21 protein-coding genes are annotated in these 22,703 nt (G+C 60.9%); 12 read left to right on the top strand and 9 right to left on the bottom strand.

The features are described from left to right. The first annotated feature begins 166 nt into the window (after window positions 1-166). From ABLV64_RS11230 to ABLV64_RS11220, 3 genes are read left to right on the top strand one after another with little or no spacing between them, the layout of a single operon-like run. A complete protein-coding gene (locus ABLV64_RS11230; RefSeq protein ID WP_004205637.1) occupies window positions 167-1,504 on the top strand; it encodes a carbohydrate porin in 1,338 nt (445 codons plus the stop codon). A 12-nt stretch (window positions 1,505-1,516) separates the two neighbouring features. Beyond that, complete coding sequence (locus ABLV64_RS11225) at window positions 1,517-3,709, top strand: CBM35 domain-containing protein (RefSeq protein ID WP_043520719.1); 2,193 nt, start codon at window positions 1,517-1,519, stop codon at window positions 3,707-3,709. Window positions 3,710-3,760: 51 nt separating this feature from the next. Further along, window positions 3,761-5,161, top strand: coding sequence for a glycoside hydrolase family 1 protein (locus ABLV64_RS11220; RefSeq protein WP_100098393.1), 1,401 nt, complete (start codon window positions 3,761-3,763; stop codon window positions 5,159-5,161). 53 nt (window positions 5,162-5,214) lie between these two features. Here ABLV64_RS11220 and flhA read toward each other — a convergent pair whose 3' ends face one another. From flhA to hypA, 6 genes are all read right to left on the bottom strand, one after another. After that, window positions 5,215-7,287 (bottom strand): formate hydrogenlyase transcriptional activator FlhA, encoded by a 2,073-nt coding sequence (gene flhA / locus ABLV64_RS11215; RefSeq protein WP_004205639.1) that lies wholly within the window; start codon window positions 7,285-7,287, stop codon window positions 5,215-5,217. A 235-nt stretch (window positions 7,288-7,522) separates the two neighbouring features. Next, the gene (gene hypE / locus ABLV64_RS11210) at window positions 7,523-8,533 is read right to left on the bottom strand and encodes a hydrogenase expression/formation protein HypE (RefSeq protein WP_043520715.1); all 1,011 of its coding nucleotides are present in this window, start codon (window positions 8,531-8,533) and stop codon (window positions 7,523-7,525) included. Next, a complete protein-coding gene (hypD, locus tag ABLV64_RS11205) occupies window positions 8,530-9,651 on the bottom strand; it encodes a hydrogenase formation protein HypD (RefSeq protein WP_048325494.1) in 1,122 nt (373 codons plus the stop codon). Before hypD ends, hypE begins: the two co-directional genes overlap by 4 nt. Next, the gene (locus tag ABLV64_RS11200; protein WP_043520714.1) at window positions 9,651-9,923 is read right to left on the bottom strand and encodes a HypC/HybG/HupF family hydrogenase formation chaperone; all 273 of its coding nucleotides are present in this window, start codon (window positions 9,921-9,923) and stop codon (window positions 9,651-9,653) included. The genes hypD and ABLV64_RS11200 overlap by 1 nt, the downstream gene beginning before the upstream one ends. Continuing rightward, window positions 9,914-10,786, bottom strand: a complete 873-nt coding sequence (hypB, locus tag ABLV64_RS11195) for a hydrogenase nickel incorporation protein HypB (RefSeq protein ID WP_017899634.1) — start codon at window positions 10,784-10,786, stop codon at window positions 9,914-9,916. The genes ABLV64_RS11200 and hypB overlap by 10 nt, the downstream gene beginning before the upstream one ends. A gap of 3 nt (window positions 10,787-10,789) precedes the next feature. Beyond that, window positions 10,790-11,134: a hydrogenase maturation nickel metallochaperone HypA gene (gene hypA, locus ABLV64_RS11190; protein ID WP_004205644.1), complete on the bottom strand. Its 345-nt coding sequence runs from the start codon at window positions 11,132-11,134 to the stop codon at window positions 10,790-10,792. A gap of 210 nt (window positions 11,135-11,344) precedes the next feature. On the opposite strand from hypA, the gene hycA reads away from it, so the two are divergent. The 9 genes from hycA (at window position 11,345) to hycI (ending at window position 19,150) form a co-directional block, all read left to right on the top strand. Further along, window positions 11,345-11,794 (top strand): formate hydrogenlyase regulator HycA, encoded by a 450-nt coding sequence (hycA, locus tag ABLV64_RS11185; RefSeq protein WP_004205645.1) that lies wholly within the window; start codon window positions 11,345-11,347, stop codon window positions 11,792-11,794. Between the two features lie 82 nt (window positions 11,795-11,876). Further along, window positions 11,877-12,485, top strand: a complete 609-nt coding sequence (locus ABLV64_RS11180) for a 4Fe-4S dicluster domain-containing protein (protein WP_004205646.1) — start codon at window positions 11,877-11,879, stop codon at window positions 12,483-12,485. Then, window positions 12,482-14,308: a formate hydrogenlyase subunit 3 gene (hycC, locus tag ABLV64_RS11175; RefSeq protein WP_348843260.1), complete on the top strand. Its 1,827-nt coding sequence runs from the start codon at window positions 12,482-12,484 to the stop codon at window positions 14,306-14,308. The genes ABLV64_RS11180 and hycC overlap by 4 nt, the downstream gene beginning before the upstream one ends. A gap of 2 nt (window positions 14,309-14,310) precedes the next feature. Next, window positions 14,311-15,234: a respiratory chain complex I subunit 1 family protein gene (locus ABLV64_RS11170; protein ID WP_004205648.1), complete on the top strand. Its 924-nt coding sequence runs from the start codon at window positions 14,311-14,313 to the stop codon at window positions 15,232-15,234. A gap of 17 nt (window positions 15,235-15,251) precedes the next feature. Further along, entirely contained in the window at window positions 15,252-16,961 is a 1,710-nt protein-coding gene (gene hycE, locus ABLV64_RS11165; protein ID WP_004205649.1) for a formate hydrogenlyase subunit HycE, read from the top strand. 9 nt (window positions 16,962-16,970) lie between these two features. After that, the gene (locus tag ABLV64_RS11160; RefSeq protein ID WP_004205650.1) at window positions 16,971-17,513 is read left to right on the top strand and encodes a formate hydrogenlyase complex iron-sulfur subunit; all 543 of its coding nucleotides are present in this window, start codon (window positions 16,971-16,973) and stop codon (window positions 17,511-17,513) included. Beyond that, window positions 17,513-18,280 (top strand): NADH-quinone oxidoreductase subunit B family protein, encoded by a 768-nt coding sequence (locus ABLV64_RS11155; protein WP_002914891.1) that lies wholly within the window; start codon window positions 17,513-17,515, stop codon window positions 18,278-18,280. The genes ABLV64_RS11160 and ABLV64_RS11155 overlap by 1 nt, the downstream gene beginning before the upstream one ends. After that, complete coding sequence (locus ABLV64_RS11150) at window positions 18,277-18,687, top strand: formate hydrogenlyase maturation HycH family protein (RefSeq protein ID WP_004205651.1); 411 nt, start codon at window positions 18,277-18,279, stop codon at window positions 18,685-18,687. Before ABLV64_RS11155 ends, ABLV64_RS11150 begins: the two co-directional genes overlap by 4 nt. Beyond that, complete coding sequence (gene hycI, locus ABLV64_RS11145) at window positions 18,680-19,150, top strand: hydrogenase maturation peptidase HycI (RefSeq protein WP_032456503.1); 471 nt, start codon at window positions 18,680-18,682, stop codon at window positions 19,148-19,150. The genes ABLV64_RS11150 and hycI overlap by 8 nt, the downstream gene beginning before the upstream one ends. A gap of 11 nt (window positions 19,151-19,161) precedes the next feature. Here the strand turns inward: hycI and ABLV64_RS11140 are convergent, their stop codons facing one another. From ABLV64_RS11140 to ascF, 3 genes are all read right to left on the bottom strand, one after another. Continuing rightward, window positions 19,162-19,455 carry a SymE family type I addiction module toxin gene (locus ABLV64_RS11140; protein WP_004205653.1) on the bottom strand — a complete coding sequence of 98 codons (294 nt, stop codon included), beginning with the start codon at window positions 19,453-19,455 and terminating at the stop codon, window positions 19,162-19,164. 181 nt (window positions 19,456-19,636) lie between these two features. Beyond that, window positions 19,637-21,061 (bottom strand): 6-phospho-beta-glucosidase, encoded by a 1,425-nt coding sequence (locus tag ABLV64_RS11135; protein ID WP_023318986.1) that lies wholly within the window; start codon window positions 21,059-21,061, stop codon window positions 19,637-19,639. Between the two features lie 26 nt (window positions 21,062-21,087). Next, on the bottom strand, window positions 21,088-22,530 hold the full coding sequence (ascF, locus tag ABLV64_RS11130; protein ID WP_048295440.1) for a PTS cellobiose/arbutin/salicin transporter subunit IIBC: 1,443 nt from the start codon (window positions 22,528-22,530) through the stop codon (window positions 21,088-21,090). Between the last annotated feature and the right edge of the window lie 173 nt (window positions 22,531-22,703).

Genomic DNA, 22,703 nt, shown 5'->3' with positions numbered 1-22,703 from the left:
ATGTGATCAGTCTCACGAATATATTCGTCGCAGAGCGAATTTTGTGAACCAGATAGGCAATTATGGAAAGCGCTTTCCATTGGTGGATGTACATTTCCATTTTTGATCCGTAAATTTCCCCTCCGTTATCGGTTCGTGTTAACAAACATAACGTGGGAAAAAAATAATGATAAAGCTGAAACACTCAATACCTCTGGCTCTCCTCTCGCTGGCCGGGACCAGCAGCCTGGCCTGCGCCGATCCGAAGTATGATTTTGCGCTGCATGGCTATATTCGCTCCGGGATCCTTGCCAATTCTGATGGCAACCGCGCGGACTCCGTCGGCCTGATGCCGGACGGCAAGTGGCGACTGGGCAACGAAGAAGACACCAAGATCGAACTGATCCCCACCGTAACGCTGACGGCGGACAGCGGCGTGGTGGCGAAAGTGCAGGCCAACCTCACTCACCAGTCGAAATGCACCTCCGACTGGAACTGTCAGGATGACGATGGCCATGATGTGCAGTTTCGTGAAGGGTTCGCCGAGCTGAGCAATCTGGATTTTGCGCCGGAGATGACCTTCTGGGCCGGTAAGCGCTACAGCAGCTCCAACACTTCCAGCCATCAGTTTGACTGGGAGTACATTCAATACAATGGCACCGGCGGCGGCTTCGATAACATGGATCTGGGCTTCGCCCGCTTCGACGCCGGGGTCTACGCCTTTTCGCCCACCGATGAAACCAAAGCCTACCCGGTGGATAAGGGAGATCAGGGCTACCCGGATGATTACTCCCTCAACCTGTGGCTGAAAAAGATCGCCGGGACAGGCTTCGATCTGGAGCTGATCGGCCACCACATGAACCGTAACGAAAAGCATCCGACTTCCGCCGAAAAGGGCTATGGCGTGACCGGTATTTATAACTTTGACGGTTTTTATGGCCTCACCGGGGGGTACTCCCGCCTCGCATTGCAGTACGGCAAAGGGCTGGCGGCGGGCGACTCGCTGGGTAAAAACGGCTGGGGCTGGGCCAATCTGGAAAACACCCAGTCCTGGCGGGTGGTGCTGGATAGCGTGGCCTCGATGGGCGACCTGGAAATCTCCACCTTTGCCTTCTGGCAGAAGGATAAAAACTACCGCTGGTGGACGGAAGATGACAATGGCTGGGGACGCTCGATGTGGGTCGCCGGTATCCGCCCCTATCATCAGATCACCCGCAACTTTGCCATGCAGTACGAGCTGGGCTACGAATACCTGGATGACAAAAACTACAAAGGGGTTAACGGCAAAGGCAAAGGCGGCCTGACCAAAGTCACCGTTGCGCCAACGCTGACTTTTGACTCCGGCTTCTGGGCGCGCCCGCAGCTGCGTTTCTTCGTCACCTACGCGAAGTGGGACAAAGGTGTCTCCGATGCGCTGGACGGCAACTACAACTGGGATACCAATACCATCACCGCCGGCGGTTATTCCCGCAGTGGCTCAACCGACACCGTTAACTTCGGCGTACAGGCCGAAGTCTGGTTCTAAGGAGAGACAGCGATGAAGCCGATGAAAAACCTGCTGCTAATGGGGCTGCTGTCCGCGCTGGGGGCCGGCGGGGCGCTGGCCGCCGAGCGCTCGCATTTTGAACACTTTATCACTCGCGACGGCGCCGCTCTCAAGGATGGCGATAAGGTGTTTCGCTTCGCCGGGATCCACGCGCCGGAGCTGCACCGCATTGAAGACGACGCCCGCGGCCCCTGCAGGGCAGACCCGCGCGGCTGGGGGCAATACTTTAAATGGCCGACGGCCCAGGAGCAGCAAAACTGGATCCAGGCGATGGTGCAAACGGGGGCGAAAGCCCAACGCGTCTACGTGCTGTCGGTGCAGCAGGAGTTTGACAAGGCCTGCGGCCGCGAGACCCATATTCTCGCGCCGGAAACGGCGGACGGCATGCCGCGGCTGAATGAGAAAGCCATGCGGGTGTATGACAACATGATTGCCGAAGCGGATAAACAGGGATTGCGTCTGATCCTGCCCTTTATCGACCACTGGTGGTGGTGGGGCGGGCGCGAGCAGCTGGCGGCGTTCTACCACGAAAAAGCGGAAGACTTTTATCGTACCGATAGCAAGACCTTCAAAGCCTATCTGGATGTGATCCGTCAGGTCATCACCCGGACAAATACCGTCACCGGCCGCGCCTACTTTGATGAGAAGGCGATCATGGCCTGGGAGACCGGTAACGAGCTGGAGGATACCAATGCCGATTTTCTGCAGCAGACCGCGGCGTGGATTAAAAAGTGGGCTCCCAACCAGCTGGTGATGGATGGCACCTATAAGAAAATCAATTCCTTTGCGTTGACTGACCCCAATGTGGATATCGTCAGCAATCACTATTACACCAACGCCGATAATAACCATCCCGGGCAGGTGACGCAGGATCTACGCGCCGTCGGCGGGCAAAAAGTCTATCTCGTCGGCGAGTTTGGCTTGCTGCCGGCGGATCAGCTGAACGCCATTATGCAGTCGATTGTTCACAGCGAGGTCAACGGGGCGCAAGCCGCCGGGGGGCTTATCTGGGGCTTCCGCGGCCATCGTCACGACGGCGGCTTCTACTGGCATAAGGAGTCGACCGGACACTACAGCTACCACCTGCCGGGGTTTGCAAAAGAAGGCGAAGCGAACCAGGAGCAGGCGGTGGTCGATCTGGTGCGCACCGCCGCAGCGCAGATGGCCGGACAGCAGAGGATGGCGCCGCTGCCGAAGCCGGACGCGCCTCTGCTGCGCGAGACCACCTCGCCCTTCGCGATCAACTGGATGGGTGCCGCGGTAGGACGTAGCTACGATGTCGAACGCGCTGGCTCGCCGACCGGGCCGTGGACGGTGGTGGGCCGGGATATATCCGATGGCGTTAACGAATGGAACCCGGAAACCATGGTTCTGTTCCGCGACGATTATCGTCAGCTTCAGCTCGGGCGGACGTACTACTACCGGGTGACGGCGAAAAACGAGAGCGGTCGTTCTGCCCCTTCCAATGTGATTAGCGTGAAGCATAGTGAGGTGAATCAGCCGCCGGCTATCACGCTGGAACCCGCCTTAACTACCACTCAGGACCAGGGCGTCGAGCTTACGGCCAACTGGCAGGACGATGGCCTGCCGTCGCGAGAGGTGAAAGTGGGCTGGCAGCACGCCGGCGACGGACAGGTACATTTCTGCCATGCCGATCGGCCGCAAACCCGGGCCTGGTTCACGGCGCCAGGCACCTATGCGCTGACGTTCACTGCCGACGATGGGCTGCTGAAAAGCAGCAAAACCGTGACCGTGACGGTGGGCGAGGCGACGGGGAAGGCGCCGGCGGATTTCTGTCGTTATCACGGCAAAGTCTATGGCGTGGCTGAGGGGCGCCTGACGGTAATGAAGAGTGATAAAGACGCGCTGGCAGTTGGCGAGGACGGTTTTCTCGGCCCATTTGCCAGCGAGGGGGATAAGATCAGCTGGCAGGTGCAGGCGCCGTGGAGCGGTCAGTTCCAGCTCAACGTAACCTTCAACGGCAAATGGGGCGGCAAGCAGAACTCCTTTGTCGTCAACGGGGGCGCTCCGCAGGCCGTGGCCTTCCCGCAGACGGATGAGCAGGGCCAGCAGCTGCGGATACCCGTAACGCTGAAAGCGGGGAGCAATCAGGTTGACTTCGGCCGCTTCGCCGGCGACTGGGGCTATATGTTTATTAAATCGATCGAAGTGGTCGCGGAGTAGTACGCTCAGGCTGCGCCAGACGGGCGCAGCCTTTTTTCGAAAGGAGAGGTTATGCAGCAGTATCAGTTTCCGCAAGGGTTTCTGTGGGGGGCGGCGGCGTCCGGCCCGCAAACGGAAGGGGTCACCAATAAGCGCCATCGTTCCATCTGGGACAGCTGGTTTGCTGAACAGCCGGAGCGATTTTATCAACAGGTAGGGCCGCAAACCGTGTGTGATACTTATCATCAGTATCCGCAGGACGTGGCGCTGATGAAACAGACCGGCTTCAACTCGTTTCGAACCTCGATTCAGTGGTCACGACTGATCGCGGATTTTGAAACCGGGGCGCCGGACCCGGACGCGGTGCGTTTTTATCACGCCTATCTTGATGAGATGATCGCCAACGGCATTGAGCCGATGATCAATCTCTACCATTTTGATATGCCGGAGGTGCTGCAGAAACAGTACGGTGGCTTTGAATCGGCGCACGTAGCAGAGCTGTTTGCCCGCTTTGCCCGCACCGCCTTTAACCTGTTTGGCCATAAGGTTAAATACTGGATAACCTTCAACGAGCCGATTGTACCGGTTGAGGGAGGCTACCTGTACGACTTCCACTATCCGTGTAAGAAAGATGGCCGGCTGGCGGCGCAGGTGGCGTTTAACATTATGCTGGCGCATGCCAAAGCGGTAACGGCTTATCGTGAACTGGCGCTGGCGGGCGAGATCGGCGTGGTGCTCAACCTGACTCCGAGCTATACGCTCACCGACAGCGACGCGGATAAAAAGGCCGCCTGGTATGCCGACCTGTTTTTTAACCGCAGCTTCCTTGACCCGCTGGTAAAACATGAATTCCCTAAAGCGCTGTGCGAGATCCTCGCCGCCCACGACTGCCTGCCGACGACCAGCAAAGACGACGTGGCGTTGATCCTCAGCGCGGAGATCGATTTTCTTGGGGTGAACTATTACGTGCCGCGGCGGGTAAAAGCGCGTGAGAGCGAATATGACCTCGATTATTTCACCCCGGAATACTATTTCGAAAACGCGGTGAACCCTCAGGGCCGCTTTAACCCCTATCGTGATAACAACGAGATCCTGCCGCAGGCTATTTACGACATTGCCGCCAATATTCGTGAAAACTACGGCAATATTAAATGGTATCTCGCGGAAATCGGTATCGCGATGGATCGACAATCAGAGGGAGAGCCCACGGCGGACGGGGTCATAGACGATACTTTCCGCATTCAACTGATGGAAGAGCATCTGGTGCAGCTGCACCGCGCTATTGCCGACGGCGCGAACTGCTTTGGGGTGCATCAGTGGACGTTTATCGACAACTGGTCGTGGATCAATGCCTTCAAACGGCGCTACGGCTTCTGGCGACTGGATCTGGAGACTGGCGAGCGACAGATAAAACGCAATGCGCTGTGGTTTGCCGAACTGGCGACCAGCAACGGTTTTACCCGCGACAAATAGCGCGCTGCGCCAGCGCTCCCTCCTGCCGGCGCGCAAAGAGGGAGCGTGCGAGGCTACACCAGTTCGTCTTTATTAATGCCCAGCCGCTTCATGCGCGACAGGAGCGTGGTGCGCTTCAGCCCCAGCCGCTGGGCGGCGCCCTTCGGCCCGGCCACCACGCCGTTGCTCTCCTTCAGCACCCGGACGATCAGCTGATATTCATCTTCGCCTTCTTCAGGCAGGACCTCTGGCGACCGCGGAGGCTCGACGATATCCCGCTCCGGCAGGGAGAGCTGCAGCACGTTGCCGCGGGTCAGCAGGACCGCCCGTTCGATGACGTTTTCCAGCTCGCGCACGTTGCCCGGCCACTCCATGCGCGTCAGGGTGCGCAGGGTTTCCGCCGGGATGCTGTCGATATTGCGTCCCATGCGGCGGGCGATTTTGAAGGTAAACGCCTTCACCAGCAGCGGGATGTCGTCGGGACGCTCGCGCAGCGGCGGCAGGTGGATCGGGAACACGTTGAGCCGGTAGTAGAGATCGCTGCGGAATTCCCTGTCGATAACCATTTGCTTGAGATCGCGGTTGGTGGCGGCGATCAGTCGGACGTCGGTCTGGATCAGCTTGTTGCTCCCCAGGCGTTCGAACTCCTGCTCCTGGAGGACGCGCAGCAGCTTGGGCTGCAGCTCCAGCGGCATATCGCCCACTTCATCAAGGAACAGGGAGCTTTTGTCCGCCAGTTCGAAGCGGCCGATACGCTGGGCGCTGGCCCCGGTAAACGCGCCGCGTTCGTGGCCGAACAGATCGCTCTCCAGCAGCCCGGCGGGCATCGCGGCGCAGTTCATCTTCACCATCCGCCGACTGTTTCGTCCGCTGAGGTTATGAATGGCGCGGGCGATAAGCTCTTTACCGGTGCCGGTTTCGCCGAGGATCAGCACGGTGCTGTCGCTGTGAGCCACCATCTCGACCTGCTTGAGCACATTGTTCATCGCCTCGCTGCGGCCGATGATCTCCCCGAATTCGCTCTCGACATTGTTGAGCTGCTCGGTGAGGGCGAGGTTCTCATCCACCAGTCGCTCTTTCAGGCGCTGAATTTCGCGGTAGGCGAGGGCGTTATCGATAGCGATCGACACCCGCTCGGCGATCTGCCGCAGCAGCTTGAGATTGGTGGTGGTAAACACCTGTTCGTCGCACTGCGCCAGCTTCAGCACGCCGAGCAGGGTGTTGCCGGACATCAGCGGCAGCAGGCACAGGGTCTGGATCTTGTTGCCCCACATCTCGAAGAGCATTTTCTCGTACGGCGCGAGAGTGTCATGCTCGTGCAGGTTAAGCAGCAGCATCTCTTTGCTTTTGAACACCCGCTCGGTGAGGGTGCCGGCTTCATCCACCTCGCTCTGGTCGTGAACCGGATGGCTGGCGTCAAGATAGTGGGTGGAATAGATGTTGAGCTTCCCTTTGCGGTTGCTGCGCAGCACTACGCTGATGGCATCGATCCGGAAGTAGCGATGGATCTCTTTCGCCACCTCGCTGACCAGCTCGTCGATATCCAGACGCGAGAGGACCGCGTTGGTGATCGCCACCAGGATGCGAAAGTTGTCGCGCTCGTGGCACAGCAGATCGTAATCGACGTTGTTGCTGACCCGGTTCTGAATCTGCTCGGTGACCACGGCGACGATCTGCGCAAAGGTATGCAGCCGCTGGAACTCTTTCTCGCTCCATGGCCGGTTGTCACGACGCAGAAATTCGCAACCGCCGAAGATCCGCCCGTCGGCCGCCAGCGGCAGCAGCGAGTAGTACCCGAACGGGCGATAGATCCCGCTGCGGATAAGCTGCGGCCAGGTGTCGGCAAAGGTCTCATGATCGCAATGCAGGGCATCCGGCCGGGAGAGTAAGCGGCGTACAGGGCCGTGGGCGAGCACGGTTTCATCTTCGTAGCTCACCGGCTGGCCTGCCTCATCGCAGGCGTATCTGGCCGCGCGGTGGTTGCCTGCGTTCCACAGGATAATGGCCGCTTCGTCGGCCAGCGCGGACTGTTGCACCAGGCGGGTCAGGGTTTCGCTCAGCGCAGCCAGATCGGGCTGCTGTAATAAAAGCCGGGTGATATCAAACAGACCCTGCTGGCCGAGATCGCTCATCGGTGTATACGACATGGCTTACATCCAAAACGCGCCGGCAACGCGGCGCATAAGAAAATGATGGTACAAATAATAGTATGTTAATAAGGCGGTTGTGACCGCCGTTAACCCATCCGTGGGCGCCCGCTGGTTTGGGCGGGATACTCATGCTGGCTTTTCCCGGCTTACGCTGCGCTTCGCCGGGCTACAAGTGCGCGGAGTTTTGTAGCCGGATAAGGCGCCAGCCGCTATCCGGGCCCCGACGCCGTCGTTAACAAATTCTCGGCAGCGGCTCGGCGTGGGGAAGATCGAGCGTCCGCTTCACGCCGTACAGCCCGACGGAACGCACGCCCGGTCGGGCGACCACCTCGCCGATTATCGCCGCCTCGCATCCCAGGGCGTGAGACCGTAGATGCGTCAGCACATTTTCCGCTTCTTCGCGGGCGACGGCGATCACCAGCTTGCCTTCATTGGCGAAGTTCAGGGCGTCCAGCCCGAGCAGCTCGCAGACCCCGCGCACGGTGTCGTTGACCGGCAGCTTCGCCTCGTGCAGTTCAATGCCGCAGCCGCTGGCGACGGCGAACTCATGGGCGACGGCGTTGACGCCGCCGCGGGTGGCGTCGCGCAGGGCTTTTACGCCGCGCAGCGGCCGCAGGGTTTGGATCAGCGGCGTCAGCACCGCGCAGTCGCTGGACAGCGCGCCGTCGAGCCCCATCTGCTCACGCAGATTAAGGATGGTGGCGCCATGATCCCCCAGCGTGCCGCTGACCAGCAGCACATCGCCGGCGCTGATCTGCTGCGTCCCCCAGCGAACGTCCGCCGGGATGGCGCCGATGCCGGCGGTGTTGATAAACAGCTTATCCGCCGCGCCGCGCGGCACCACTTTGGTATCGCCGGTGACGATGGCGATCCCTGCCGCCCGAGCGGTATCGGCCATGCTGGCGACCACCGCTTCCAGGGTAGTCATCTCCAGCCCCTCTTCGAGAATAAACCCGCAGGAGAGATAGCGCGGGATGGCGCCGCTGACCGCCACGTCGTTGGCGGTACCGCAGACGGCCAGCTTGCCGATATTGCCGCCGGGAAAGAACAGCGGGTCAATCACATAGCTGTCGGTGGAGAAGGCGAGGCGATCCCCCTGAGCGGCAAGCGCCGCCAGATCGAGGCGCGCCTGATCCTCCTGCTCCGCCAGCCAGGGGTTGGCGAAAGCCTGCATAAACAGGTCGCCGATCAGCTGCTGCATTGCCTGACCGCCGCTACCGTGGGCTAACTGGACGCTTTTCATGCTTCATATTCCTGACTGCGATATTGATACCAGGCGGCGCAGGCCCCTTCCGAGGAGACCATCAGCGCGCCAAAGGCGCTTTGCGGATTGCAGGTGCTGGCGAAGAGCGGGCACTGGTGCGGTTTACAGCGACCGGTCAACACCTCGCCGCAGCGGGCGCGCGGGTCGTCGCACACGCGCTGCGGCGCCGGGCGGAAATGGGCCTCGGCATCGAAGCGCTGATAGGCCGGCGTGAGGCGCACGCCGGAGTCGCTGATGACCCCCAGACCGCGCCATTCGCTGTCGCCATCAAGGCAAAACACGTCGGCCATCGCCGCCTGCGCCAGCGGGTTGCCGGCATCCGGCACCACGCGACGGTACTGATTTTCCACTTCGCTACGCTGCGCTATTGTCTGCTCAACCAGCATCACCGCGCCTTGCAGTAGATCAAGCGGTTCGAAACCGGCGACCACTAACGGGCGATGATAGTTGCTGGCGATAAAGCCGTAGGCTTCGGTGCCGATCACCATACTGACGTGGCCGGGGGCGAGAAAGGCGTCGATACCGTTGTCCGGCTGATCCAGCAGACTGCGCAGGGTCGGCAGCAGGGTGATGTGCTGACAGAAAAAGAAGAAGTTTTCGACGTTGCGCTCCCGCGCCTGACGCAGGGTGAGGGCGGTGGCGGGCATGGTGGTTTCGAAACCAAGACCGAAAAAGACCACCTCACGCTGCGGGTTTTGCTGCGCCAGCCGCAGGGCGTCCATCGGCGAGTAAACGATGCGAACATCGGCGCCGCTGGCTTTCGCCTGCAGCAGTGAGCCGTTTTTGCCCGGCACGCGCATGGCGTCGCCGAAGGTACAGAAGATCACCCCCGGGCGGCTGGCAATCTCAATGCAGGCGTCGATGCGCCCCATCGGCAGGACGCACACCGGGCAGCCGGGCCCATGAATAAATTCAATATTCTCCGGCAACAGCTGGTCGAGACCGAACTTAAATATGGCATGGGTATGGCCGCCGCAGACCTCCATAATGCGCAGCGGACGCTGCGCGGTGTGCGGCAGCAGATGGGCACGCTGCTGAAGATGGGCCACCAGCTGCATGACCTGCTCGGGGGCGCGGTATTCGTCAACGTAACGCATTATCGCTCCTCGCCGTACAGCAGGGCGCCGACGTCCGGCTCCACGTCAAACATATTTTGCAGCGCCTCGAGAGTATCGCGCGCTTCGTCTTCATTAATCACGCTCATGGCGAACCCGACGTGCACCAGCACCCACTGGCCGAGACGCGGCTGACCCTGGTCGTCAACGGCGCCCACCAGCGTCAGGTCAACGTCGCGCTGAATGCCACAGACTTCCACCTTCGCCAGCACGCCGTCGATGGCGCAAATTTGTCCCGGAATGCCTATGCACATCGTTGCGTCTCCAGCCAGGTGAGCCACTGGTCCATGCCTTCGCCGCTGGTGGCGGAGAGGAGGATAATTTCAATATGCGGATTGACCTCGCGGGCGCAGGCCAGGCATTTACCGACGTCGAAATTGAGATACGGCAGCAGGTCGACCTTGTTGAGCAGCATCAGGCTGGCGGCGGCGAACATATGCGGATACTTCAGCGGCTTGTCTTCGCCTTCGGTGACCGACAGCACCGCCACCTTATGGCGTTCGCCGAGATCAAAGCTCGCCGGGCAGACCAGGTTGCCGACGTTTTCAATAAACAGAATGCCGTGGTCAGCAAGCGGCAGGCGCGGGGCGGCGTCGGCGATCATCTGGGCGTCGAGATGGCAGCCTTTCCCGGTGTTGACCTGGATCGCCGGAGTGCCGGTGGCGCGAATGCGGGCGGCGTCATTGACCGTTTGCTGGTCGCCTTCGATCACCGCGCAGTCGGCACGCCCTTTCAGCCGGGTGAGGGTTTCGGTGAGCAGGGTGGTTTTGCCGGAGCCGGGGCTGGAAACCAGATTCAGCACCAGCTGCTGCTTTGCCGCAAAGCGCGCGCGGTTGCGCGCCGCCAGGCGGTTGTTTTTATCCAGCACGTCGATTTCCACTTCCAGCATCCGCCGCTGGCTCTGGCCCGGGGCGTGAGTCCCCGCTTCGCCATGGCCGTAATGCAGATCGCCCTCTGTCGTGCGGGTGGGGGCGAAGTGGTCAGTTTTGACGCCGGTGATGGTCATCGTCTGGCGTGGGGCGGGCGCGAAGGGGGCGCTGCGGAACGCGGAATGCGGGTTTCGTTCGTCTCCTTCAATATAGAGGTTGCCTTCGCCACAGCCGCATGTCGTACACATAATTTACTCCAATTCTAAACGCTGAATCTGTAAGCCGTCATCCGCCACGATCTGTAGCTGGTCGTTATTGCAGTGCGGGCAGCGGCGGACGTGCTGCGAGACAAGATGGACGTACTGCTGACAGCGTTCGCACCAGCATTCAGCCTGTTGTTCGGCGATATGCAGTTCACACCCCTCCGCCAGCGTGCCGCGGCAGACCAGCTCAAAGCAGAAGGTCAGGGCGCTGGCTTCGACGCAGGAAAATGCCCCGACCTTAAGCCACACGCCGGTCACCCGCCGCGCGCCGGCCTGCTGCGCCTGTTGTTCAATAATTTCCAGCGCCCGCTGGCTGAGGGTGATTTCGTGCATAGTCGCCTCCGTATCGCGATGCGCCTTTTATGCAATAACGATGCCAGAACAGACTCATGGCGGTGGGAAATGTCGATGACGACGCGCCGGGGCTGTCATCGACATGTCGCGTCGGCAGGAGATAAATATAAAAAAATAATTAAATCAAATAAATAAAATGTGGCACGGAAAATGCTTAAACGGTGCATCTCATGCTACGGAGAAACCGATATGACTATTTGGGAAATAAGTGAAAAGGCGGATTACATCGCCGACCGTCACCGGCAGCAGCAGGAGCAGTGGCATATCTACTGTAACTCGCTGGTTCAGGGGATCACCCTGTCGAAAGCCCGCCTGCATCACGCGATGAGCTGCGCGCCGGACAAAGAGCTGTGCTTCGTGCTGTTCGGCCATTTTCAGGTGTTCGTCGCCCTGGCGGAAGGCTTCAACAGCCACACCATCGAATACTACGTCGAAAACAAAGGCGGCGGTGATAAGTATCTGATTGCTCAGGCCACGCTCGCCGCGGATGGCACGGTGGACGGGCGGATCAGCAACCGCTCCCGCGATCAGGTGCTGGAGCACTATCTGGCGATTATCGCCACCGTCTATGACCGTCTGTACGACGCCATGGAGCAAGACCAACCGGTGGACTTAAGCCATCTGGCCCTGACCCACTGATCGCAAGGTGTCGACATGTGTCGAAAATGACACCTGCGCAACCTGATTTCGTCAAAAGTGACTTTCACCCGAGGATGACCCGGTGAACCGTTTTGTAATTGCTGACTCCACTGTCTGTATCGGCTGCCGCACCTGCGAAGCCGCCTGCTCTGAAACGCATCGCCAGCATGGCCTGCAGGCGATGCCGCGGCTGCAGGTGATGCGTAATGAAAAAGAATCGGCACCGCAGATGTGCCACCACTGCGAAGACGCCCCCTGCGCCGCTGTCTGTCCGGTTAACGCCATCCAGCGCGTCGATGGCGCTGTCCAGCTCAACGAGAGCCTGTGCGTAAGCTGCAAACTGTGCGGCATCGCCTGCCCGTTTGGCGCGATCGAATTTTCTGGCAGCCGTCCGCTGGATATTCCGGCCAATGCCAATACCCGACTGGCGCCCCCCGCGCCGCCGGCGCCGGCCCGCGTCAGCTCGCTGCTCGACTGGGTGCCTGGGGTGCGCGCCATTGCCGTGAAATGCGACCTCTGCCACTTCGATGACCAGGGTCCGGCCTGCGTGCGGACCTGTCCGACCAAAGCGCTGATGCTGGTGGATAGCCGTGATATCGCCCTGGCCAGCAAGCGTAAACGCCAGCTGACCTTTAATACCGACCTTGGCGACTTGTCGCTGTTCCAGGCGCAACAGGGGGAGAGGGAATGAGTGTAATTGGATTAGTCAATCAGGCGGTGACATGGTACGCCGCCAGCGCCGTGCTGGCCTTTGTGTTTGCCATGCGTAAACCGCTCAGCGGCGCCATTGCCGGGATCGGCGGCGCGGTGGCCAGCGCCATGCTGGTGGTTGCCGGCGGCGCCGCGCTGTTGATGCCGGATCGGATCCACGGCGGCATGCTGCAGTTTCTCCATCTGACGATGCGGGTGGGCGGCGTGAACGCCCTGTGGCTGCTGGCCATTGGCCTGTCGGCGCTGCCGGTGTCGCTGTTTAACATTAGCTGGCATCGCCACCCGCAGGTGAAGGCCAACGGCCTGCTGGTCAACCTGCTGCTGGCCGCCGCCACCTGTGCGGTGGTGGTGACCAATATCGGCTCGCTGGTGGTGATGGCGGAGATCATGGCGCTCTGCGCGGCGTTTCTCACCGGCTGCGCCGCCTCCGGCAAGCTGTGGTTTGCTCTGGGTCGTCTCGGCACGTTGCTGATGGCCTGGACCTGCTGGCTGGTGTGGTCGACCTACGGCACCCTCGAGCTGGCGCAGATCAATCTTCAGGCAGTGGATATGATGCAGAGCCCGCTGCTGTGGCTGCCGGGGCTGGCGGGGTTCGCCCTGCTGGCGGGGGCTATCCCGCTGCACGGCTGGGCGCCGCAGGCGCACGCCGGGGCCAGCGCGCCGGCCGCCGCGCTGTTTTCCACTGTGGTCATGAAGGTCGGTCTGTACGGCATGTTAACCGTTTCGCTGGCCGGCGGCGTGCCGCCGCTGTGGTGGGGCGTGATGCTGCTGGTGCTGGGGATGATCACCGCCTTTATCGGCGGGCTGTATGCGTTGATGGAACATAACATTCAGCGCCTGCTGGCCTATCACACCCTGGAGAACATCGGCATTATCCTGCTGGGGCTGGGCGCCTTCGTCACCGGCGTGGCCACCCGCAACAGCACGCTGATGGTGCTGGGTTTCATCGGTGGCATGTATCACCTGATTAACCACAGCCTGTTCAAAACTACGCTGTTCCTCGGCGCCGGGGCGGTGTGGTTCCGCACCGGCCATCGCGATATCGAGAAGCTGGGCGGCATCGGTAAAAAAATGCCGCTGATCTCCCTCGCCATGCTGGTGGGGCTGATGGCGATGGCGGCCCTGCCACCGCTGAACGGCTTCGCCGGCGAGTGGGTTATCTACCAGTCCTTCTTCAAAATGAGCACCAGCGACCTGTTTATTGGCCGTCTGCTGGGGCCGCTGCTGGCGGTCGGTCTGGCGATCACCGGCGCGCTGGCGGTGATGTGTATGGCCAAAGTCTATGGCGTCACCTTCCTCGGCGCGCCGCGGAGCAAAGAAGCGGAAAACGCCACCTGCGCCCCCTGGCTGATGACCCTGAGCGTGGTCATGGCGGCGGTCTTCTGCCTCGTTGGCGGCATCGCCGCGCCGTGGCTGCTGCCGCTGGTGAGCGGTGCCTTCCCGCTGCAGGCCCAGGTGTCGAGCGTGGTGTCGCAGCCGATGATCGCGCTGCTGCTTATCGCCTGCCCGCTGCTGCCGTTCTTGTTGATGATCTTCTTTAAAGGCGATCGCCTGGCGGCGCGCTCGCGCGGCGCGGCCTGGGTCTGCGGCTACGATCACGAACAGTCGATGGTGGTCACTGCCCACGGTTTCGTCATGCCGGTGAAAGAGGCCTTTGCGCCGCTGCTGAAGCTGCGTCACTGGCTGAATCCGGTGCGTCTGGTGCCGGGCTGGCAATCGGCCTCGGCGCCAGCGCTGCTGCGCGGAATGGCGCTGGTTGAGCTGGCGGTGCTGGTGGTGATTGTCATTTCGCGAGGAGCCTGAGAATGAGTTTGTTAATTGCATTGCTACAGGCGCTGGCGCTGTTTGCCGTCGCGCCGCTGTTATCCGGGATCGTTCGCGTCGCCCGCGCGCGGCTGCATAACCGCCGCGGTCCGGGCGTGCTGCAGGAGTATCGGGATATCCTGAAACTGCTGGGCCGCCAGAGCGTCGGTCCCGACGCCTCGGGCTGGGTGTTCCGCCTGACGCCGTACGTCATGGTGGGCGTGATGCTGACCATCGCCACCGCCTTGCCGGTGGTGACGGTGGACTCTCCGCTGCCGGTGCTTGGGGATCTCATCACCCTGATCTACCTGTTCGCCATCGCCCGTTTCTTCTTCGCGATTTCCGGTCTGGACACCGGCAGCCCATTTACCGCGCTGGGCAGCAGCCGCGAAGCGATGCTCGGCGTGCTGGTGGAGCCGATCCTGCTGCTGGGTCTGTGGGTCGCCGCACAGGTCGCCGGCTCGACGCACATCAGCACCATTACCGATACCCTTTATCACTGGCCGGCAGCGCGCAGCATTCCCTTGATTCTGGCGCTGTGCGCCTGCGCCTTCGCCACCTTTATCGAGATGGGCAAACTGCCGTTCGATCTGGCGGAAGCGGAGCAGGAGCTGCAGGAGGGGCCGCTTTCCGAGTACAGCGGTAGCGGCTTTGGCATCCTGAAGTGGGGCATCAGCCTCAAACAGCTGGTGGTGCTGCAGATGTTTGTCGGGGTCTTTTTCCCGTGGGGCCAGATGACCAGCTTCAGCGTCGGCGGCCTGCTGCTGGCGCTGGTGGTGGCCGTCGTCAAGCTGGTGGTGGGCGTGCTGATCATCGCGCTGTTCGAGAACAGCATGGCGCGTCTGCGTTTTTGTGCCACCTCCCGCGTCACCTGGGCCGGGTTTGGTTTTGCCTTTTTAGCCTTCGTCTCCTTGCTGGTGGCGTGATTTAAGAGAGTTTGAGCATGTCTGAAGAAAAAATCGGTCAACACTATCTTGCGGCGCTGCACCAGGCCTTTCCGGGCGTGGTGCTGGACGAAGCCTGGCAGACCAAAGACCAGTTAACCATCACCGTGAAGGTCAATTACCTGCCGGAAGTGGTGGAGTTTCTCTACTACCAGCAGGGCGGCTGGCTGTCGGTGCTGTTCGGCAACGATGAACGTAAGCTGAACGGCCACTACGCGGTCTATTACGTACTGTCGATGGAGCAGGGCACCAAATGCTGGATCACCGTGCGCGTGGAAGTGGACGCCAACAAACCGGAATACCCGTCGGTGACGCCGCGCGTGCCGGCGGCGGTGTGGGGCGAGCGCGAAGTACGCGACATGTACGGCCTGGTGCCGGTCGGCCTGCCGGACGAACGCCGGCTGGTGCTGCCGGACGACTGGCCGGACGAACTCTATCCGCTGCGTAAAGACAGCATGGACTACCGCCAGCGTCCGGCGCCGACCACCGACGCCGAAACCTACGAGTTCATCAACGAGCTCGGCAGTAAGAAAAACAACGTGGTGCCGATCGGCCCGCTGCACGTCACTTCCGATGAGCCCGGCCACTTCCGCCTGTTCGTTGACGGTGAGAACATTATCGATGCCGATTACCGTCTGTTCTATGTCCACCGCGGCATGGAGAAACTGGCGGAAACCCGCATGGGTTATAACGAAGTGACTTTCCTGTCTGACCGCGTGTGCGGCATCTGCGGCTTCGCCCACAGTACCGCTTATACCACTTCGGTGGAGAACGCGATGGGCATCGTGGTGCCGGAGCGGGCGCAGATGATCCGCGCCATTCTGCTGGAGGTGGAACGCCTGCACTCGCACCTTCTGAACCTTGGTCTGGCCTGCCACTTCACCGGCTTCGACTCAGGCTTTATGCAGTTCTTCCGCGTGCGCGAAACCTCGATGAAGATGGCGGAGATCCTCACCGGCGCGCGTAAAACCTACGGTCTGAACCTGATCGGCGGGATCCGCCGCGACCTGCTGAAAGAGGACATGATCCAGACCCGTCAGCTGGCGCAGCAGATGCGTCGCGATGTGCAGGAGCTGGTGGATATGCTGCTCAGCACCCCGAACATGGAGCAGCGCACCGTCGGCATTGGCCGGCTGGACCCGGAAATCGCCCGCGACTTCAGTAACGTTGGCCCGATGGTGCGCGCCAGCGGCCACGCCCGCGATACCCGCGCCGACCATCCGTTCGTCGGTTACGGCCTGCTGCCGATGGAGGTTCACAGCGAGCAGGGCTGCGACGTGATATCCCGCCTCAAGGTGCGGATCAACGAGGTTTATACCGCGCTGAACATGATTGATTACGGTCTCGATAACCTGCCCGGCGGTCCGCTGATGGTGGAAGGGTTCACCTATATCCCGCACCGCTTCGCGCTGGGCTTCTCCGAGGCGCCGCGCGGCGACGATATCCACTGGAGCATGACCGGCGACAACCAAAAACTGTACCGCTGGCGCTGCCGGGCGGCGACCTACGCCAACTGGCCGACCCTCCGCTACATGCTGCGCGGCAACACCGTTTCCGATGCGCCGCTGATCATCGGCAGCCTCGACCCGTGCTACTCCTGTACCGACCGCATGACCGTGGTCGATGTACGCAAGAAGAAGAGCAAAGTGGTGCCGTACAAAGAGCTGGAGCGCTATAGCATCGAGCGTAAAAACTCGCCGCTGAAATAAGGAATCGCCATGTTTACCTTTATTAAAAAAGTCATTAAGACCGGCACCGCGACGCACGCCTACCCGCTGGAGCCGATGCCGGTAGATAAAAACTTCCGCGGCAAGCCGGAGCATAACCCGCAGCAGTGTATCGGCTGCGCGGCCTGCGTGAATGCCTGCCCATCGAACGCCCTGACGGTCGAGACCGATCTGGCCACTAACCAGCTGGCGTGGCAGTTCAACCTCGGGCGCTGCATCTTCTGCGGCCGCTGCGAAGAGGTCTGTCCGACGGCGGCGATTAAGCTGTCGCCGGAGTATGAGCTGGCGGTGTGGAAGAAAGAGGATTTCCTTCAGCAGTCGCGCTTCGCTATCTGCCACTGCCGGGAGTGCCAGCGGCCGTTCGCGGTGCAAAAGGAGATCGACTACGCCATCGCGCTGCTCAAGCATAACGGCGATACCCGCGCCGAGCTGCACCGCGAAAGTTTCGAAACCTGCCCGGAATGCAAGCGCCAGAAATGTCTGGTGCCGTCCGATCGTATTGAACTGACCCGCCACATAAGGGAGGCCAGCTGATGAGCACTTTACTTGGCCCGCGCGATGAAAACGGCATTCCGGTGCCGATGACGGTGGATGAATCCATCGCCAGCATGAAGGCCTCGCTGCTGAAGAAAATCAAACGTTCCGCCTACGTTTATCGCGTCGACTGCGGCGGCTGTAACGGCTGCGAAATCGAAATCTTCGCCACCCTTTCGCCGCTGTTCGACGCTGAACGCTTCGGGATTAAGGTTGTGCCTTCGCCGCGCCATGCCGATATCCTGCTGTTTACCGGGGCGGTGACCCGCGCGATGCGCTCCCCGGCGCTGCGCGCCTGGCAGTCGGCGCCGGATCCGAAGATCTGTATCTCCTACGGCGCCTGCGGCAACAGCGGCGGCATCTTCCACGACCTGTACTGCGTCTGGGGCGGTACCGATAAAATCGTACCGGTCGATGTCTATATTCCGGGCTGCCCGCCGACGCCCGCCGCCACCCTGTACGGCTTCGCCATGGCCCTCGGCCTGCTGGAGCAGAAAATTCACGCCCGCCTGCCGGGCGAGCTTGACGAACAGCCGACCGAGCTGCTGCACGCCGATATGGTGCAACCCCTGCGGGTGCGCATCGACCGCGAAGCGCGGCGTCTGGCGGGCTATCGCTATGGCCGGCAGATTGCTGACGACTATATGCGCCTGCTCGGCCAGGGCGACAGCCAGGTGCTGCGCTGGCTGGAGGCGGAGAAAGATCCGCGTCTGACCGAGATCGTCACCCATCTCAACCAGGTGGTCGAGGGGGCGCGTATCCGATGAGCGAGACGGTGGTGTTCAGTCAGCTGAGCCGTAAATTTATTGATGAGAACGACGCCACGCCGGATCAGGCGCAGCAGGTGGTCTATTACAGCCTGGCGATTGGCCACCACCTCGGCGTTATCGACTGTCTTGAGGCGGCGCTGAGCTGCCCGTGGGAGGCGTATCTGGCGTGGATCGCCACCCTTGAGGCCGGCAGCGCCGCGCGGCGCAAAATGGAGGGGGTGCCGAAGTATGGCGAGATCGTCATCGACAGCAGCCACGTGGCAATGCTGGCCAACGCCTTTGATAAAGCGCAGTCCACGCAGACCCCGCAGCAGCAGGCGTGGAGCAAAGCGATGCTCAGCATGCTGCATGATATTCACCAGGAGAGCGCCATCTATCTGATGGTGAGGAGATTACGTGACTAACGTTTTACTCTGTGTTGGCAACAGTATGATGGGCGACGACGGCGCCGGACCGTTGCTGGCGGAGATGTGCGCGGCGAACCCGGCCGGCCAGTGGGTGGTCATCGACGGCGGCAGCGCGCCGGAAAACGACATCGTGGCGATCCGTGAATTACGCCCCGAACGCCTGCTGATTGTTGATGCCACCGACATGGGCCTTAACCCCGGCGACATTCGCGTCATCGACCCCGACGACATCGCCGAGATGTTTATGATGACCACCCATAACATGCCGCTCAACTATCTGGTCGATCAGCTGAAAGAGGACGTCGGCGAGGTGATCTTCCTCGGCATTCAGCCGGATATCGTCGGTTTTTATTATCCGATGACCCAGCCGGTGAAAGAGGCCGTTGCCCGGGTGTACCAGCAGCTGGCAGACTGGCAGGGCCACGGCGGCTTTGCCCGGCTGGAGGCCGCAGACGATTAACCCTGCGGCGATCAGGGCTCCCCGACGGCGCGCGACTGGCCTGCCGGGAGCCCCGTTACCGGCGGCGCCAGCTCAAGATTCTCTATCACTAATTTACCGGGCGACACCGAGACTCTGACCTGCGTGCCGACCGGAAATCCCGCCTGCTCCAGCCAGTCGCCGTTCAGGCTCAGGGCCGCGTGGCGGGTGTAGCGCCGCGTCTCCCGCGTTTTGCGGTTCTCATGGCGTTTTCTGACATAACCCACGGTTAACTGGCGAATGGCCCTGACGATCCCTCTGGCTGCGGGGGGCTGCTGTGCGTTCATGATCTGCTCCTTGCTGAAGATACCCCTGAAAATATACTGGATAAAATACCAGTTGTTGTGAACGGGAGGCAAACCAGAAACTGGAATCAGGCTCGAGAAAAAAACATGTAATGGATGCAACAGAAAGCAGACGCCCGTCCCCCGGTCAGCGCAGGGAGACGGGCGAGCGCCGGAGACGCGCTTAGTCGAGGTCGGCGCCGTTGCTGGCTATCACCTTCTGGTACCAGAAGAACGACTTTTTACGCTTGCGCGCCAGCGTGCCGTTGCCGGCGTCGTCGCGATCGACATAGACAAAGCCGTAGCGTTTGCTCATCTCGCCGGTTGACGCCGAGACCAGATCGATACAGCCCCAGCTGGTGTAACCCAGCACCGGAATACCGTCGCCGATGGCGTCGCGCATCGCCTTGATGTGCTCGCGCAGGTAGCTGATGCGATAGTCGTCATTGATCTCGCCCCTGGCGTCGATCTCGTCCCGGGCGCCGAGCCCGTTTTCCACCAGGAACAGCGGCTTCTGATAGCGGTCGTACATCATGTTCATGGTGATACGCAGACCCAGCGGGTCGATGCCCCAGCCCCATTCGCTGGCCGGAATGTGCGGGTTCTTCAGCGACTTGACGATATTGGCGGCATTGGTGTTGCTGGCGTTCATCTCCGCCGAGGCGCAGCGTGAGGCGTAGTAGCTAAAGGAGACGAAATCGACGGTGTTTTTGAGGATCTCGTCATCGCCCGGCTGCTTCGCAATGGTGACCCCCTTTTCCCGGAACACCCGCGCGGCCCACACCGGGTAGGCGCCGCGCGCCTGGACGTCAATAAAGAACAGATTTTCGCGGTCCTTCTCCAGCGCCATCCAGACATCTTCCGGCTTGCAGGAGTAAGGGTAAAAATTACCGCCCGCCAGCATGCAGCCGACCTGATTTTGCGGGTTTATCTCGTGGGCGATTTTTGTCGCCAGCGCGCTGGCCACCAGCTCGTGATGCGCGGCCTGGTACTTCACCTGCTCCTGGTTTTCTCCCTCTTCAAACACCAGACCGGCGCCGGAGTAGGGGCTGTGCAGCATGATATTGATTTCATTGAAGGTGAGCCAGTATTTCACCAGACCGTCAAAAGCTTCAAAGCAGGTGCGGGCGTAGTGGCTAAAGAAATCGACCATTTTGCGGTTGCGCCAGGAGCCGTACTCCATCACCAGGTGCATCGGCACGTCAAAATGGCACAGCGTGACCAGCGGCTCGATACCGTGCTTTTTGCACTCTTCGAACAGCGAGCGATAGAAGGCGATGCCCTGCGGATTCGGCTGCTGCTCGTCGCCGCGCGGGAACAGGCGGCTCCAGGCGATGGAAGTGCGAAAGACGCTGAACCCCATCTCCGCCATCAGGGCGATATCTTCCTTGTAGCGGTGGTAGAAATCGATCGCCTCGTGGCTGGGGTAGAATTCGTCTTCGCGAAGCGTGAAGCGCTTCTCCAGGCCTAATTTTACCGGCAGACGGTGGGCGCCGTGGGGGAGGGTATCCACGGTGGCCATCCCTTTCCCCCCTTCGCGCCATGCGCCTTCAGACTGGTTGGCGGCCAGTGCGCCGCCCCATAAAAATCCCTGTGGGAAACTCGCCATGCGTTACCTCGTTATCAATGATGTGTTCAGGCGTGGGTTGCCTGGGCCTGGGCCTGGCGCGCTCGGGCGTCGGCGGCGGCCTGTTCAACGGGAATATCTTCAAAGCCGAGGATCAGCGTCAGGGCAAACGACAGCACTACCGACAGCGCCATCACGCCAAACACCCAGACGATGGTCATTGGATTGGCTGGATCGAAAAACTGCACGCTGGTGAACAGCCCCGGCGCCGCCATCGAGTGGCTGGCCAGTCCGGCGATACCCGCCACCGCGCCGCAGATAAAGCCGCTGATCAAGCTGGCGATCAGCGGGCGTTTCAGGCGCACCGCCACGCCGTACAGCGCCGGTTCGGAAATCCCGGCCAGAATCGCCGATGCCGCGGCGGCCAGCGCCGTCTGGCGCAGTTCCGGGTTTTTGGTTTTCCACGCCACCGCCAGCGAAGAGCCGCCGAGCGACAGGTTGGCGCCGATCTCCGACGGCATTACCATGCCCTCTTTGCCGGTTTCGGCGATGGTCTGAATGATGGTCGGCGTAAAGACCCGGTGCATGCCGGTCATCACCAGCAGCGGCCACAGCCCGCCCATGATCGCCACCGACAGCCAGCCGAGATAGCTGTGGATCGTATAGACCAGCGCGGAAATGGCGCTGCCGATCCAGATGCCGAGCGGGCCAATCAGCAGGATCGCCAGCGGGGCGGCGATCAGCACGATCAGCATTGGCTTAAGGAAGTTTTTCGTCACCGCCGGGGTAATGCGATCCACCCAGCGTTCGATATACGACAGGCACCAGGTCATCACCAGCGCCGGGATCACCGTGTAGGTGTATTTCACCGCGGTCACCGGGATAAAGGCAAATTCAACGTGTTCGCCCTGAGCGGCTTTGGCCATTAATTCGATAAACCCGGGATGCACCAGCACCCCGGCGATAGCGATGGCCAGCGACATATTGGTTTTGAATTTCACCGCCGCGGAGGCGGCCACCATCAGCGGCAGGAAGAAAAATGCGCCGTCGCCGATAAGCGTCAGGAGGGTCAGCGTCGGCGAGCCTTTCGGCAACGCGCCGCTCATCTCAAGGATCATCGCCAGCAACTTGACCATCGATCCGCCGATAATCGCCGGGATCAGCGGCGACATGGTGCCGATCAGCGCGTCAAGGATCCCGGCGCCGATGCGTTTCAGGGTGACCGGCGCTTTGCCCTGCGGCTCGACCGGGCGCAGGTCGCCGGGCAGCAGATTCACCACCTCGCGATAGGCCTGTGAGACCGTGTTGCCGATGATCACCTGGCACTGGTTATCGCTGCGCACGACGCCGAGCACCCCGGTCAGGCCTTTCAGTGTAGGGCTATCGACCTGTTCGTTGTCTTTGACCACGAAGCGCAGACGAGTCATGCAGTGGGTCACGGCGACGACGTTATCGACTCCGCCTAATGCCGCGACTATCTGTTGCGCCAGGGCTGCATAATTTTTCGACATCGGATTTTATCCTGTTTATCAATAGGGTACTGATCTGTTACCGCGCCGCATCGCCGGGCGATACCATGTTTTATAGGAAACCGGTTCCACAAAATCATGGTTAGTTTCATTTGATTTCACAAGAAATAAAAAAATATGATCTCAATTTTGTGATTTTGATCGCTAATCGTCGC

The organism is Klebsiella sp. JB_Kp031, assembly GCF_040064295.1.
Lineage (GTDB): Bacteria > Pseudomonadota > Gammaproteobacteria > Enterobacterales > Enterobacteriaceae > Klebsiella > Klebsiella quasipneumoniae.
Note: the sequence above shows the minus strand (reverse complement) of the source record. Positions and strands in the feature narration are given on the sequence as shown.